Here is a 12940-nt window from a genome sequence, read left to right on the forward strand (position 1 = left end):
GAAGCACAGACGCGTCAAAAGGCCAAAACATGATTTTGGGGCGAAAAAAGGACGATCCGATGATCGCCCTTTACTTCAACTTCGCACGCAAATACGCGTCAATAAACACATCAATTTCCCCATCCATCACCGCTTGCACATTGCCGACCTCGACGTTCGTCCGATGGTCTTTGACAAGCGAATACGGATGGAAGACGTACGAACGAATTTGGTTGCCCCAGCCGATTTCTTTTTGCTCGCCGCGCAGCTCAGCGAGTTCGGCTTGCTGCTCCTCGAGTTTCTTTTGGTACAATTTCGCCTTCAACATATTCATCGCTTTTTCGCGGTTTTTGATTTGCGACCGCTCTGATTGGCACGTGACGACGATCCCGGTCGGCAAGTGGGTGATGCGCACGGCCGAGTCGGTCGTGTTGACGTGCTGCCCGCCCGCGCCGCTTGAGCGGTACGTGTCGATTTTCAGCTCTTCCGGCCGGATCTCAATTTCAATGTTATCATCCATTTCCGGCACAACCTCGCACGACACGAACGACGTATGGCGGCGGCCTGAGGCGTCAAACGGTGAGATGCGAACCAGCCGATGCACCCCTTTTTCCGCCTTTAAGTAGCCGTAGGCGTTGTGCCCTTTAATGAGTAGCGTGACGCTTTTAATCCCGGCTTCCTCGCCCGGGAGGTAATCGAGCGTCTCGACTTTAAACCCTTTTTTCTCCGCCCAGCGCGTGTACATGCGCAAAAGCATCGACGCCCAGTCTTGCGATTCCGTGCCGCCCGCGCCCGGGTGGAGCTCCAAAATGGCGTTGTTTTGGTCGTACGGCTCGTTGAGCAACAGCTGCAGCTCGAACTCGCTGAAGTCTTTCATCAGCTTTTTCGCTTCCTCGACGAGCTCAGCTTGGAGCTCGTCATCCGGCTCTTCCTTGAGCAATTCGTACGTCACTTCCAAGTTGTCAAACCGTTCTTCAAGCGAGGAAAATTCCTCGACGAGATCTTTGAGCGCATTCGCTTCGGAAATGACCGCCTGCGCCGCCTTTTGATCATCCCAAAAGTTTGGCGCGGCCATTTGCTCTTCTAATTCGCGAATGCGCGCCTGCTTCGCTTCGAGGTCAAAGAGACCCCCTGATTTCCGCTAATCGCTTAGCCATTTTCTCAAGCTCTTGCTTGATTTCCACCAAATCGATCATGTTGTCCTCACCTCATAATAAATTATAGTATGCCAACGATGAATGTCTGCCATTCAAAAGGGAGGCAGAGCTTCCCTTTTATATTTATAAACGGTCACACCGTTCTTCCGCAACAATGTTTATATTTTTTCCCGCTCCCGCACGGGCACGGGTCGTTGCGGCCGACGCGCACCGCCTTGCGGACCGGTTTTCTCTTCGGTTCTTCGCCGTCTTCTTTCGGGTGAACCGCTTCGCCTTTGGCCACCTCTTGGCGCTCAAGGTTATGGTGAATTTCCGCCTTCATAATATAGGTGGCGACTTCCTCTTCAATCGCCGCAATCATCTCCTCAAACATGGCGTAGCCTTCCATCTGATATTCGCGCAGCGGGTCGACTTGCCCGTAGGCGCGCAAATGGATGCCTTGGCGAAGCTGCTCCATCGCGTCGATATGGTGCATCCATTTCATATCGACAGCGCGCAAGACGACGACGCGTTCAAACTCGCGCATTTGTTCAGGCGGGATTTGCGCTTCTTTCTCATCATAGCGCGCCTTCACTTTCGCCCAAATGAGCTCGATCATCTCTTCGGGCTCTTTGCCGCGCAAGTCAGCTTCCGTTACATCCCCTTCCGGAAGCAGATGGGCGTTGAGATACTCAACGAGCCCTTTCAAATTCCATTCTTCCGGAACCTCTTCTTTCGGCGTATGAGCGTTGACGACGCGCTCGATCACCGATTGGATCATCTTTTCGATAATGCCGCGCAAGTTGTCGGAATCGAGCACTTCATAGCGCTGGCGGTAAATGATTTCCCGCTGCTCGCGCAGGACATCGTCATATTGAAGCAGCTGTTTGCGGGCGTCGAAGTTGTTGCCTTCGACCCGTTTTTGCGCCGACTCGACCGCTTTCGTCACCATTTTGCTTTGGATCGGCTGCGAGTCGTCCATTCCAAGGCGGTCCATCATCGCCATTAAGCTTTCCGAGCCGAAACGGCGCATCAATTCGTCTTCAAGCGACAAGTAAAACTGCGACACCCCAGGATCGCCTTGACGCCCGGAACGGCCGCGCAGCTGGTTGTCGATCCGCCGGCTTTCGTGACGCTCCGTGCCGATGACCGCAAGCCCGCCAAGCTCCTTGACCCCTTCGCCAAGCTTAATGTCCGTCCCGCGCCCGGCCATGTTCGTCGCAATCGTCACCGCGCCTTTTTGCCCTGCTTGAGCGATGATTTCCGCCTCTTTCGCATGGTTTTTCGCGTTTAAGACGTTGTGCGGGATGCCGCGTTTTTTCAGCATCTCCGACAACATCTCGGACGTTTCGATCGCCACCGTGCCGACAAGCACGGGCTGCCCTTTCGCATGGCGGGCGGCGATGTCCTCGACCACGGCGCGGAATTTCCCTTCCATCGTCCGGTAGATCAAATCCGGACGGTCTTCGCGGATGACCGGGCGGTTCGTCGGAATGACGACGACGCGCATGTTGTAAATGTTGCGGAACTCTTCCTCTTCCGTTTTCGCCGTCCCCGTCATCCCCGCCAATTTTTCGTACATGCGGAAATAGTTTTGGAACGTAATCGTGGCTAAGGTCATCGACTCGTTTTGAATCTCGAGCCCCTCTTTCGCCTCAATGGCTTGATGAAGCCCATCGCTGTAACGGCGGCCGTGCATCAAGCGCCCGGTGAACGGGTCGACGATGATCACTTTTCCGTCTTGCACGACATAGTCGACATCGCGCTGCATCGTCACGTGCGCCCGCAGCGCCAGCTGAATATGGTGGTTGAGCGTGACGTGTTTCAAATCGAACAAGTTGTCGATGCCAAACGCGCGCTCCGCTTTGTTGATCCCTTCTTCCGTCAGCTGGACGCTTTTCGTTTTTTCATCGTATGTGTAATCGACATCTTTGCGCAACGTGCGGACAAACGCATTCGCCTGCACATACAGCTTGGTCGACTTCTGCGCCGTGCCGGAAATGATGAGCGGCGTCCGCGCTTCATCGATTAAAATCGAGTCGACCTCGTCGATGATCGCATAATAGAGCGGCCGCTGCACAATGTGCTCTTTATAGAGCACCATGTTGTCGCGCAAATAGTCAAAGCCAAACTCGTTGTTCGTCCCGTACGTAATGTCGGCGTTGTACGCCGCCTGCTTCTCCTCGCGCGACATGCCGCTTAAGTTCAAGCCGACGGTCATGCCTAAAAACTCATACAGTTTGCCCATTTCCGTCGCATCGCGCGTCGCCAAGTATTCGTTGACCGTCACGACATGCACGCCGCGCCCCGTCAAGGCGTTCAAATAGACGGGCATCGTCGCCGTCAACGTTTTCCCTTCCCCGGTTTTCATCTCGGCGATGTCGCCCTCATGCAAGACGACGCCGCCCATAATTTGCACTTTATATGGGTACAAGCCAAGGACGCGCTTCGCTCCTTCGCGCACAACGGCAAACGCCTCAACAAGCAAATCATCGAGCGATTCGCCTTGTTGGTAGCGGGCTTTGAATTCCTCGGTTTTTTGCCGCAGCTGTTCATCGGACAGTCGGGCCATCTCCGGACCGAGCGCATCCACTTGATCCGCAATTTTCTCGAGCCTTGCCAACTGACGCTTGTTCGGGTCAAATACTTTTTTTAAGACTCCAAGCATAGGAAACGCTCCTTATTTTTCATGGACTCACTTATTCATCATATCATTTACAGGGATAGGTGACAACTGTTGCACAGGCTTAGAGAGGGGCATGTCCAAAAGAGGGAATCACGCCTTGGACTGAAGCTGCTCAATCGCCGCTTCCGCATGGTGAAGCCGCCGGTTCAGCGCATAAATTTCAAAACTTTTCTCCTCAACTTTTTCATGAATTTTGCGAAACAATATTTGCACATCATCCACAAGCTGCGTTTCGACCCGATGAAGCGTCTCTTTCACTTCCGTCAATTCAGTTTCCACACCATCCAACCGGGTCTCCACGCCATCTAACCGCGTTTCCACGCCATCCAATCGGGTCTCTACGCCGCCCAATCGCGTTTCCACGCCGTCCAACCGGGTCTCCACACCATTCAACCGCGTTTTCACGCCGTCCAATCGGGTCTCCACGCCATTCAATCGCGTTTCCACGCCGTCCAACCGGGTCTCTACACCATTCAACCGCGTTTCCACGCCGTCCAATCGGGTCTCTACGCCATTCAACCGCGTTTCCACGCCGTCCAACCGGGTCTCTACACCATTCAACCGCGTTTCCACGCCGTCCAACCGGGTCTCTACGCCGCCCAACCGCGTTTCCACACGGTCTAACCGCTCTTTCACCGCGCCCATTTCCTGTTCGAGGCCGACGAGGCGTCCGTTCATCTCCGTCAAACGGCCATCCATCTGCTCAAACCGTTGGCGAGTTTCTTCTTGGAACACCAAAAATCCTTTTTCCATGTTGTCCAACTTGGACAAGATTTGACGCAACAGTTCCTCCATCGCTCTCCCCCATTTTGATTTTTCTCATGCATATTATAACATCCCCTGCCAAAAAAAGCAGGGGATGCGCATAGGGAGGCTGTTCAATTCGCCTCGATCAATCCGTATTTTCCGTCTTTGCGGCGGTAGACGATGTTCGTCCGGTTTGTTTCCGCGTTGGTGAAAATGAAGAAGTTGTGCCCCAACAAATTCATTTGCAAAATCGCTTCTTCGCTGTCCATCGGCTTCAAGCTGAAATGTTTCGTGCGCACGATTTCAAACTCCTCTTCATTATTCTCCGCCGCGGAAGCGCCGATCGAGACAGGGGCAGCCAGCTTCGCTTCTTTCTCGCGGTCGCGCAGCTTCCGATTGACTTTCGTTTTATGTTTGCGGATTTGCCGCTCGAGCTTATCGGTTACTAAATCGATGGCCGCATACATATCTTCATGGCGCTCTTCAGCGCGCAGCAACAAATGCGGAATCGGAATGGTCACCTCGATTTTCCCTTGTCCATCGTTGTATACTTTTAAATTGACGTGCACATGCACGTCTTCGGTGCCATCAAAGTAGCGTTCCAGTTTCCCGATTTTTTTCTCCACGTACTCACGCAACGCTGGAGTCACTTCGAGGTTTTCCCCGCGAACGTTATACATCATCGCTGACCACTCCTTATCTTTAAAACTGTAAATCCCTACACTTTTTTATTACCCATCCAATCCATGTTTCAATCAAAAATATTTTTGAAGATTTTGTGAAAAACATAGGAAAATATGGTAAGATAGGCATAGGTGTTTTTTCTTATGATGTGGAAGGTACGGAGTGTGTGAACGATGCGAAAGGTCCATATTTCCCATGCGAAAAGCGGTGACGTGCTCGCTGTCGACTTGTTCGCCGCCAACGGCAGCGTCCTTTTGTCGCGCGGCGTGCGGCTGACAAGCGGCTACATCCGTTCTTTAGCACAAAAAGGGGTTCAATACATTTATATTGACGACAAACAAACATATGACATCCGCCCGCGCCCGCTCATCAGCCCGACCGTGCGCCAGCAGGCGGTGAAAAAAGTGTACGAGACGATGACGGCCTTGATTGAGCAAAAAAAGCTGCTCAGCCGTGTGTCTTCCCTCGATTTGGGAAAAGAGTACGAAAAAGTGTTCAAAGACATTTTGGATTATCTGCTAAAACAAGAAGATTTGCTCATCAACTTGTCGGATTTGGTCATTTCCAATGGATACTTTTTCCACCATTCAGTCAACGTCGCCACCATTGCGGGTGTCATCGGCATCGCCAAAGGCTACCGCCCCCAGCAGCTGCTTGACCTTGGCATCGGCGCGCTGTTGTTTGACATCGGCATGACGCAGCTTCCTGATGGGCTCTGGCGGAAAAAAGGAGTCTTGACGGAAGAGGAAAAGGAAATCGTCCGCCGCCATACGTATCTCGGCTTCGAGCTGTTGCGGCGCCAGCGCAACATTTCGCTCTTTTCCGCCCACTGCGCCTTGCAGCACCATGAGCGGTGCGACGGCAGCGGCTACCCGCGCGCCTTATCGGGCGATGAAATTCACGAATACGCCCGCATCGTCGCCATCGCCGACGTTTTTGACGCCTTGACATCGGCGCGCTACCACCGAAGACAATACTCGCCGCACGAGGCGGCTGAATACCTATCCGCCGCCGGCGGCATTTTAGACTATGATCTGATCAAGCTGTTTCTCTCTCACATCGCCATCTACCCGGTCGCCACGACCGTCTTGCTCAACACCGGGCACGTCGGCGTCGTCTCGCAAGTGTTTCCGGGCTTCCCGCTCCGCCCCATCGTCCGCGTCATCAAAAACCCAGCAGGCGAGGAGCTGAAAAGCCCGTATGAGATTGACTTGCGGAAAGAGATGAACATCACGATCGTGAAAGCCGTCTGAAGCGAAAAGGACAGCGCGTGCTGTCCTTTTCTTTATCGCCGTTTGTCGTAAAACATCCCGTCAAACGAAAGCGGCTGCTCGTACGGGTGAACGTAGCGGGCGTTCGCCTGCCGCTTCGCCCCTGTCATCCGCAAGTCGCGGCGAATTTCTTCGCACACCCGAAGCAGCCGCGCCTCAATCTCTTGATTCCAAACGATGATCTCACGGCCAAGCTCTTGTTCTTCCTCGCTGTATGGCGGCCGCAGCTTCCGAAGCAGCTCCTCACGCTCCCGAAGCAGCCGATCGACCGCCGCAAGCCGCTCTTCACGCTCCTCGGACGGCCACGGCAGCGCCGTCGCCTCAAGCAACTCCTTCGTTGCGCGCCAAACATCGTGCACAACGCCCATTACGCCTGCCCGCCTTCCGCGTATTGGCGCTGCCGGTTCAGCTGAATCACTTGCTTCCACGTATCGCGAAACTCGACGACATACCCTTCCACCTCGTCCAAAATCGCCGCATCGTTTTTCACATTCGCCTCGACTAGGCGGCGGTAGATGTAGTCATACATGGTCATCATCGATTTCGCGACGTCATATTCCATTTTCAGCGTCGCCATCAATTCCAAAATGATCTTTTGCGCCTTCAACAAGTTTTCATTACGCGCCGCGATATCGCCCGTCTCGATCGCCTGGCGCGCGAGCTTGATAAACTTCAAGCAGCCGTTATACAGCATCAATGTCAACTCCCCAGGCGACGCCGTCTGCACGGCGTTCGCTTGGTAGTGTTGATACGGATTGTTCGTTGCCATCCCGATCACTCCTCTTCCACGTCAAGTGCTGCACACGTTTCAAGACTGAGGCAAGAACGTTTTTTCAGCCAAACCGCCCCCTTAAAGAGGCGTCGCGCCTTTTCAGTTGTCTCAGCCTAAAACCTCCATCATCAGGAAGCGGATCGCTTTCCGATGATGGCCAAGCGCCAACGGACGCCTGCATGCCACAGCCGCTGATCGTTATCTTTGCATGCCGCCAAAGGCATTCATCAAATACATGCTTTGTTGGTTGGCGCGCTGAATCGCCTCTTCCATCGCTGTGAATTGGCGGTAGTAGCGGTCTTCAATCTGTTTCAGCCGATCTTGAAACCGGTCAATTTGGTCATTGATCTGGATTAAATCGCGCCCGATCGCAAACTGTTGGTTCGTCCAAACGGTTTTCCCCGCCTTTTGCTCGATTTTCCCGATCGTTTCCTTGATCGTATCGCGCAGGCGGCGGGCGATGCCTTTTTCCGCATCGGTCGCGCCGTCTTGGTTAAACAACTGATAGACGGCATCCGGATTTTCCTTGATTTTCTCCCGCAGCTTCGTTTCGTCAATGATCAACTTCCCACCGTCTAGGTAATTCGACGACGTCGTAATCCCGATTTGCGCGAGCTGCGAAAACCCGCTTGGGATGTTCGCCCCTTCGACTTTCGTGTACACATTCATCCGCATTTTGCTGAGGGCGCTGGACAAAATCGAATCGCCGCGAAGCATCCCGCTCCGCGCCTTTTCTTCCCACAGCTCAATTTGCTTTTCCGTCATCGCTTCCTTTTGCTCGTCGGTAAGCGGCGGATAGTCGCGGTAGCGCTCTTCTTTCAGCTCGGCGTTGATTTTGGCGATTGTGTCGTTGTATTTGTCGACGAATGACTTGATCGAATTGAAAATGGCATCAACGTCCGTCGAGGCAGTCACGGTTACTTCGCTTGCGGTTGTTTGCTTTAATGTGTACTCATACCCGTTAATCTGAAACACATTCGTTGGACGTTCCGTTGGTAAACCGTTAATTGTAAACTGAGCGTTCTTTCCTTTTCTCCCCAACATGATCGTATTATTGCTCGGATCCTGTGTCGCAGCAGCAATATCACTGTCTTGAGGTAGCTTTAACACGTCAATCAAAAACCTGTCAGCTGTACCATCAATTACAATTTCAGCGCCTTCTGACGCATCGCCTGTATTTTTCGCCGTCAATGACACTCTGCCCGTTCGGCTATCGTAAAAAGCCACTACCCCGGCCTGAGAGCTATTAATTTTATTAATCAACGAGTTTAATGAATCAACACTCGGATCAAATTGAATCGTTGTCCACTCGGTCGGCATCGTGCCATCGCTCTTAATCGCCTTAATGCGAATCTCCTTTGTCCCGCTGCTCAACGTGTAGCCGTTATTTTTCGTGATGTTGCTATCTTGACTAAGCAGCGTTTGGGATGGATCGAAATTGGCATTGCCTACGGCAACAGCTCCATACATATAAGCATTCTCTGCCAATTGTGTCACTTTGATAGTTGATGTCAATTGGGAAGTAGAGCTAATGTTTCGAACAGAAACAGCCGCTTCATTCGAACTGATAACCGTCTGCTTCGTAAACGTCGCCTGCCGATAGATTCCATCAAAGATCGATGTATCTAACTCGCTGAGCAGCTTATTCATCTCTCGATAATCATCACGCTGCCACTCGAGCAGCTGCTTTTTCTGCTTCAATTTATCAAGCGGCATCCGCTCCGCTTTCATCAAATCGCTGACGATTTTGTCAATGTCCATCCCGCTCGCGAGGCCGCTGATGCGCAACGTATTCGCCATTTCGACTCACCACCGTTAAATTTTTTTATCCACCAAAAGCCCGACAAACTCCATCATCGCCGCGTACATATCCAACAGCTTTTTCGGCGGAATTTCGCGGATCACCTCATGCGTCTTTTCATCGATTACTTGCACGTAATACTCATTCAGCTCCTTATGCAGCTCAAACCGAACCGACGTATGGCTCGGCTGCACCAGCTCATTCAAGCCGTTGACCACTTTCTCCAATTTTTCTTCCGAAAGCGGCTGTGAAGGAGAAGAATCCTCTCCTTCTTGCGGGCGCGCCGCTGAAAGCTCGACGTCCCCCTTCGCCTGTTCACTTCGCATCGGTTCATAAGAAGGAAAAGAAGAAGACACCCGTTCAATCGTCATACGGATCCGCTCCTTTGGTTGGACGATTTCTATTGTTTATATCGGATGAAACATGGGAAGTGTGAAGGGGGGAAAGGAGAGAAATGCGGTGGGCAACGGAGAAAGAGTCCTTCTTGGAAAAATTGATGTATAATACAAGGTATCGAAAAGCAAAGGAGATGAGTACGTTGGGGTTGGAACATTTAGAGCAGTTTTTGAAACAGAAGAAAGAAGAGAGGGAGCGAAAGCAAATCAGCTGAGGCATTCAAGAAGACCAATTCCCTCGAAGACAAAGACGACATCGAATACGCATGGAAAATCGTCACTCCCCCGCCAAACATCCGGTTTATTGATCTAAATGAAGATTCTTTTTCCGACGCTTTATTAGAGGTTCTTGCGCGTCGAGACGGACGGTTTTGTCGGGGGGAGGAAAATTTTGTTTTCACCAGTCTTGTAGATCTATGCGCGATAAACAACTTTACAATGCAATGCCAGCTTTCTCGCTTTAGCGGTTGATAACATCGTTTTACTAGGGGAATCATGAATTTCGGCATGATATGGATTTCGTCGCGACGGACAATAAACAAGATGAGCGCCGATATCCATACAAAAACCGGCTTCAACATAGACGACAGCCTTTACTTTTTCCACACCAAAACGGTCTTGAAACTTAGAAACGACCTCTTCCTCCGTGCGTCCACCGTCTCGGTCAACAGAAACCCCTCTCTTATCTTTGAACAAAGCAGATGATGGACGATTGTGCTCCTCATCCCATACAATGCTCGGAAAAACAGCCCTAAACAGCCTTTCTTCCCGTCCGATCTCTGGTTTCATAAAAGTCAACAATGATTCGATTTATCTCCCGCACATCGTATGGGATCGATTTTTCCATTTCACGTCCATCTGCATATGACACAAAAACATCAATTTTGTTTTCAAAAAGTTCAAACTCCAAGTAATCTCCATTTTCTTTTTCAAACTCAAGCTGAATGCTATCTCGTGCTGTGGGGAACAGCTTCGGCTGCTTAATGATCGTGTGAATCACACTGAAGACCTTCTCAATCAATTTATCGGAAAATGAATCCGCGCCATTTCCATTCCAATCGTTCCCCAGTTCTCTGATGGCTTGCAGTTTGGCTATGTTTTCTGCCTTTCGCACTTGGTCATAAATAAAGGGAGTCACCCGTCCAAAAGAATGCTCATTTCGCCATATCACCGTTTTCATCGGTGTTGCTGTTTCCTCAACATGGGGCAACCAAACATGTTCCTCTCCCACTGTTTCCCGAATCAATGGTTCCGAAACGGGGAAACGGGCACGGACAGCTTGGGTTTTCGGCAAACGAAAATACTCGTCGATTCCAGTAGATGAAGACTTCTCTGCGCGTAAAATCATCGCTGTGTCCCCTCGTTCCGAATTTGTTCCAACATCATAATATGCTCACCCAGCCACTCGTGAAAAAGTTTCGCGGTCTCCAAATTCATCACAACCCCAGTTGACACATAGCGGATAATATTTTCTTCATGGTCAGGGGGCCGTACATCCGTCTTTCTTGCTGGCTGTCCTGTTCCTTCAAACACGTATGTTTCCTCGTAAGGCAAGGGACGGCGTTCAAAATAAAAGTTCACAACAATCTCCCCCTGCGGAGAAATTCCGCCGTGCGCCCCATTGACGTAGACAGGATTATAGTCATCAGCAAACAAGTATTTAAAATGAACGACCTTTTCTTTGCCAGACATTATACAACCTCCACGCAACAGTCTTTATTTTCATTATGACATGACATACGTTTTGAAATAAGCAAGATATAACCTGAGGCTAAAATCCTTAACGATAGCTAAATCATGAAACTGTATTTTTATTTTCTCCATTTCTATAGAAATCTCCTGCCGTGATAACCAGTAAGACTCAGAAAGCTGTTTCCGCAAAATAAAAACGAGCATGAAAAGGCTGGTGAAAGACAATCATTTCCCCTAAACCGATGGTTCACGAGCACAAAGAAGAGCAATATGATAAGGGCATTCTCTTCCCCGAGCCCCAATAAAATATCGCTCCTCTACCTCAATTCGCTCGTTGCTGGTGTGAAAAATATACAACTCTTTTTCCGGAAACGTCCGATGTTGTTGCTTATAGCTGCTCCATGCCTCAGATACATGTTCATAACAGCCGACCACCGCCATGTCTTCAATCATGCGCTTACCATGTTGAGAGCAGGCGGAGACGGCTTCCACTAAAACAAATTGGTTCGGGTATGTTTGGCGGATTTCTGCCCACCTCATCGTTTTTCGCTCCTCGTTATTTTCGATAAAAGGAGAGCACTTTGTTTACCCCTTCAATAACCGTTCTGATATCATATTCACTCATTTTTGGAAAAAGAGGAATGGTTAACGCCGTTTCATACCATTTTTCCGCAACTGGACAAATTCCTTTTTTATACCCTAATTTTTGATAATAAGGGTGAAAATAAACCGGGATGTAGTGAACATGCACTCCAATATTTTCTGCCCGCAACGCTTCAAATATCTCTTTACGCCCAACCCGGAAATGCTCCAATTGCAACTGAAGCACATATAAATGCCAGCTAGAGTCAACATATGGAAGTTGATAAGGAATGCGTACACCAGGAACGTTAGAAAACGCCTCATTATATATCGCAGCAATTTCTCGCCGTTTCTGCACAAATGCATCAAGCTTTGTCAACTGGCTGAGCCCAAGCGCTGCTTGCAAATCCGTCATTCGGTAATTGTAGCCGAGATCCACCATCTCATAATACCAAGGCCCTTCATCATTGTTTACATTTTCTGTTATAATCCCATGCGTACGAAAGCGTTTTAATTTATGATAATACTCCTCATCGTCAGTGACAATAATCCCTCCCTCACCAGTCGTAATATGCTTGACAGGATGAAAGCTGAACATCGTCATATCGGCCAACGAGCCTACTTTCTTTCCTTTATAACACGAACCTAGAGAATGAGCTGCATCTTCGATGAAGACGAGACCATATTTTCTGGCGATTTCCCGAATTGGATCTAAATCGGCAGGCTGGCCTGTAAAATCAACGGCAATAATCGCCTTCGTGCGCGAAGTGATGGCCTTCTCAATCCGGCTTGGATCGATATTGTACGTTTTTTCGTCAATATCCACAAACACAGGTGTTCCGCCAACATACAGAACACAGTTGGCGCTGGCTGCGAAGGTAATCGGGGTCGTAATCACCTCATCTCCCCGAGAGATGCCAGCGGCAAAGCAAGCGCCATGTAAAGCGGCTGTTCCATTGGCAAATGCCACTGCGTATTTTGCGCCGGCGTATCGGGCGATCGCTTCTTCAAATTGCTGAATTTTCGGCCCTTGTGTAATAAAAGGGCTTCTTAATGTCTCCACCACCGCTTCAATATCATCCTCATCAATCCATTGCTGTCCGTAAGATAAAAAAGATTCACGCACAGGAGTCCCCCCATGGATGGCTAACTTCATGCTTCATTTCCTCCTTGACATCTCGACGAAGAAAAGCCA

15 protein-coding genes are annotated in these 12940 nt (G+C 50.3%); 2 read left to right on the forward strand and 13 right to left on the reverse strand.

The window, feature by feature from the left end; genetic code table 11:
• Positions 1 to 70: 70 nt before the first annotated feature.
• The 4 genes from prfB to hpf form a co-directional block, all read right to left on the reverse strand.
• Positions 71 to 1175, reverse strand: a protein-coding gene (gene prfB, locus GT3570_RS15145; RefSeq protein ID WP_128733406.1) for a peptide chain release factor 2 whose coding sequence is annotated in 2 segments (ribosomal slippage) — positions 71 to 1099 and positions 1101 to 1175 — 1104 coding nt in all. Because the reading frame shifts where the segments join, the coding sequence is not laid out codon by codon here.
• Between the two features lie 94 nt (positions 1176 to 1269).
• Positions 1270 to 3783, reverse strand: a complete 2514-nt coding sequence (gene secA, locus GT3570_RS15150; RefSeq protein ID WP_062898936.1) for a preprotein translocase subunit SecA — start codon at positions 3781 to 3783, stop codon at positions 1270 to 1272.
• Positions 3784 to 3891: 108 nt separating this feature from the next.
• Positions 3892 to 4596, reverse strand: coding sequence for a tropomyosin (locus GT3570_RS15155; protein WP_062898937.1), 705 nt, complete (start codon positions 4594 to 4596; stop codon positions 3892 to 3894).
• An 83-nt stretch (positions 4597 to 4679) separates the two neighbouring features.
• Positions 4680 to 5231: a ribosome hibernation-promoting factor, HPF/YfiA family gene (gene hpf / locus GT3570_RS15160; RefSeq protein WP_062898938.1), complete on the reverse strand. Its 552-nt coding sequence runs from the start codon at positions 5229 to 5231 to the stop codon at positions 4680 to 4682.
• Positions 5232 to 5405: 174 nt separating this feature from the next.
• Between hpf and GT3570_RS15165 the strand changes: the two genes are divergently transcribed.
• Positions 5406 to 6485 carry an HD-GYP domain-containing protein gene (locus GT3570_RS15165; protein WP_013524623.1) on the forward strand — a complete coding sequence of 360 codons (1080 nt, stop codon included), beginning with the start codon at positions 5406 to 5408 and terminating at the stop codon, positions 6483 to 6485.
• A gap of 32 nt (positions 6486 to 6517) precedes the next feature.
• Here GT3570_RS15165 and GT3570_RS15170 read toward each other — a convergent pair whose 3' ends face one another.
• From GT3570_RS15170 to flaG, 4 genes are all read right to left on the reverse strand, one after another.
• Entirely contained in the window at positions 6518 to 6871 is a 354-nt protein-coding gene (locus tag GT3570_RS15170) for a flagellar protein FliT (protein ID WP_023633666.1), read from the reverse strand.
• Entirely contained in the window at positions 6871 to 7272 is a 402-nt protein-coding gene (gene fliS, locus GT3570_RS15175; protein WP_062898939.1) for a flagellar export chaperone FliS, read from the reverse strand. Before fliS ends, GT3570_RS15170 begins: the two co-directional genes overlap by 1 nt.
• Before the next feature lie 201 nt (positions 7273 to 7473).
• On the reverse strand, positions 7474 to 9075 hold the full coding sequence (locus GT3570_RS15180; protein WP_062898940.1) for a flagellar hook-associated protein 2: 1602 nt from the start codon (positions 9073 to 9075) through the stop codon (positions 7474 to 7476).
• A 15-nt stretch (positions 9076 to 9090) separates the two neighbouring features.
• Positions 9091 to 9447: a flagellar protein FlaG gene (gene flaG / locus GT3570_RS15185; RefSeq protein ID WP_062898941.1), complete on the reverse strand. Its 357-nt coding sequence runs from the start codon at positions 9445 to 9447 to the stop codon at positions 9091 to 9093.
• An 83-nt stretch (positions 9448 to 9530) separates the two neighbouring features.
• Here flaG and GT3570_RS18810 point away from each other — a divergent pair, with 83 nt between their 5' ends.
• Positions 9531 to 9686 (forward strand): hypothetical protein, encoded by a 156-nt coding sequence (locus GT3570_RS18810; protein ID WP_013524628.1) that lies wholly within the window; start codon positions 9531 to 9533, stop codon positions 9684 to 9686.
• A gap of 199 nt (positions 9687 to 9885) precedes the next feature.
• Here GT3570_RS18810 and GT3570_RS18575 read toward each other — a convergent pair whose 3' ends face one another.
• The 5 genes from GT3570_RS18575 to pseC all read right to left on the reverse strand — a co-directional run bounded on the left by GT3570_RS18575 (position 9886) and on the right by pseC (position 12901).
• Positions 9886 to 10260 carry a hypothetical protein gene (locus GT3570_RS18575; RefSeq protein WP_156484088.1) on the reverse strand — a complete coding sequence of 125 codons (375 nt, stop codon included), beginning with the start codon at positions 10258 to 10260 and terminating at the stop codon, positions 9886 to 9888.
• Positions 10223 to 10819: a hypothetical protein gene (locus GT3570_RS15195; RefSeq protein ID WP_062898942.1), complete on the reverse strand. Its 597-nt coding sequence runs from the start codon at positions 10817 to 10819 to the stop codon at positions 10223 to 10225. Before GT3570_RS15195 ends, GT3570_RS18575 begins: the two co-directional genes overlap by 38 nt.
• Positions 10816 to 11163 (reverse strand): hypothetical protein, encoded by a 348-nt coding sequence (locus GT3570_RS15200; RefSeq protein WP_062898943.1) that lies wholly within the window; start codon positions 11161 to 11163, stop codon positions 10816 to 10818. The genes GT3570_RS15195 and GT3570_RS15200 overlap by 4 nt, the downstream gene beginning before the upstream one ends.
• A gap of 234 nt (positions 11164 to 11397) precedes the next feature.
• Complete coding sequence (locus GT3570_RS15210; protein WP_062898945.1) at positions 11398 to 11703, reverse strand: hypothetical protein; 306 nt, start codon at positions 11701 to 11703, stop codon at positions 11398 to 11400.
• A gap of 16 nt (positions 11704 to 11719) precedes the next feature.
• Positions 11720 to 12901, reverse strand: coding sequence for a UDP-4-amino-4,6-dideoxy-N-acetyl-beta-L-altrosamine transaminase (gene pseC / locus GT3570_RS15215; protein ID WP_062898946.1), 1182 nt, complete (start codon positions 12899 to 12901; stop codon positions 11720 to 11722).
• Positions 12902 to 12940 lie beyond the last annotated feature (39 nt).

This window comes from Geobacillus thermoleovorans, from assembly GCF_001610955.1.
Lineage (GTDB): Bacteria > Bacillota > Bacilli > Bacillales > Anoxybacillaceae > Geobacillus > Geobacillus thermoleovorans.

Bases quoted from the DNA above. Each gene is read 5' to 3' on its own strand.
- secA (WP_062898936.1), bottom strand. From the start codon at position 3,783: ATGCTTGGAGTCTTAAAAAAAGTATTTGACCCGAACAAGCGTCAGTTG.
- GT3570_RS15155 (WP_062898937.1), bottom strand. From the start codon at position 4,596: ATGGAGGAACTGTTGCGTCAAATCTTGTCCAAGTTGGACAACATGGAA.
- hpf (WP_062898938.1), bottom strand. From the start codon at position 5,231: ATGATGTATAACGTTCGCGGGGAAAACCTCGAAGTGACTCCAGCGTTG.
- GT3570_RS15165 (WP_013524623.1), top strand. From the start codon at position 5,406: ATGCGAAAGGTCCATATTTCCCATGCGAAAAGCGGTGACGTGCTCGCT.
- GT3570_RS15170 (WP_023633666.1), bottom strand. From the start codon at position 6,871: ATGGGCGTTGTGCACGATGTTTGGCGCGCAACGAAGGAGTTGCTTGAG.
- fliS (WP_062898939.1), bottom strand. From the start codon at position 7,272: ATGGCAACGAACAATCCGTATCAACACTACCAAGCGAACGCCGTGCAG.
- GT3570_RS15180 (WP_062898940.1), bottom strand. From the start codon at position 9,075: ATGGCGAATACGTTGCGCATCAGCGGCCTCGCGAGCGGGATGGACATT.
- flaG (WP_062898941.1), bottom strand. From the start codon at position 9,447: ATGACGATTGAACGGGTGTCTTCTTCTTTTCCTTCTTATGAACCGATG.
- GT3570_RS18810 (WP_013524628.1), top strand. From the start codon at position 9,531: ATGCGGTGGGCAACGGAGAAAGAGTCCTTCTTGGAAAAATTGATGTAT.
- GT3570_RS18575 (WP_156484088.1), bottom strand. From the start codon at position 10,260: ATGAAACCAGAGATCGGACGGGAAGAAAGGCTGTTTAGGGCTGTTTTT.
- GT3570_RS15195 (WP_062898942.1), bottom strand. From the start codon at position 10,819: ATGATTTTACGCGCAGAGAAGTCTTCATCTACTGGAATCGACGAGTAT.
- GT3570_RS15200 (WP_062898943.1), bottom strand. From the start codon at position 11,163: ATGTCTGGCAAAGAAAAGGTCGTTCATTTTAAATACTTGTTTGCTGAT.
- GT3570_RS15210 (WP_062898945.1), bottom strand. From the start codon at position 11,703: ATGAGGTGGGCAGAAATCCGCCAAACATACCCGAACCAATTTGTTTTA.
- pseC (WP_062898946.1), bottom strand. From the start codon at position 12,901: ATGAAGTTAGCCATCCATGGGGGGACTCCTGTGCGTGAATCTTTTTTA.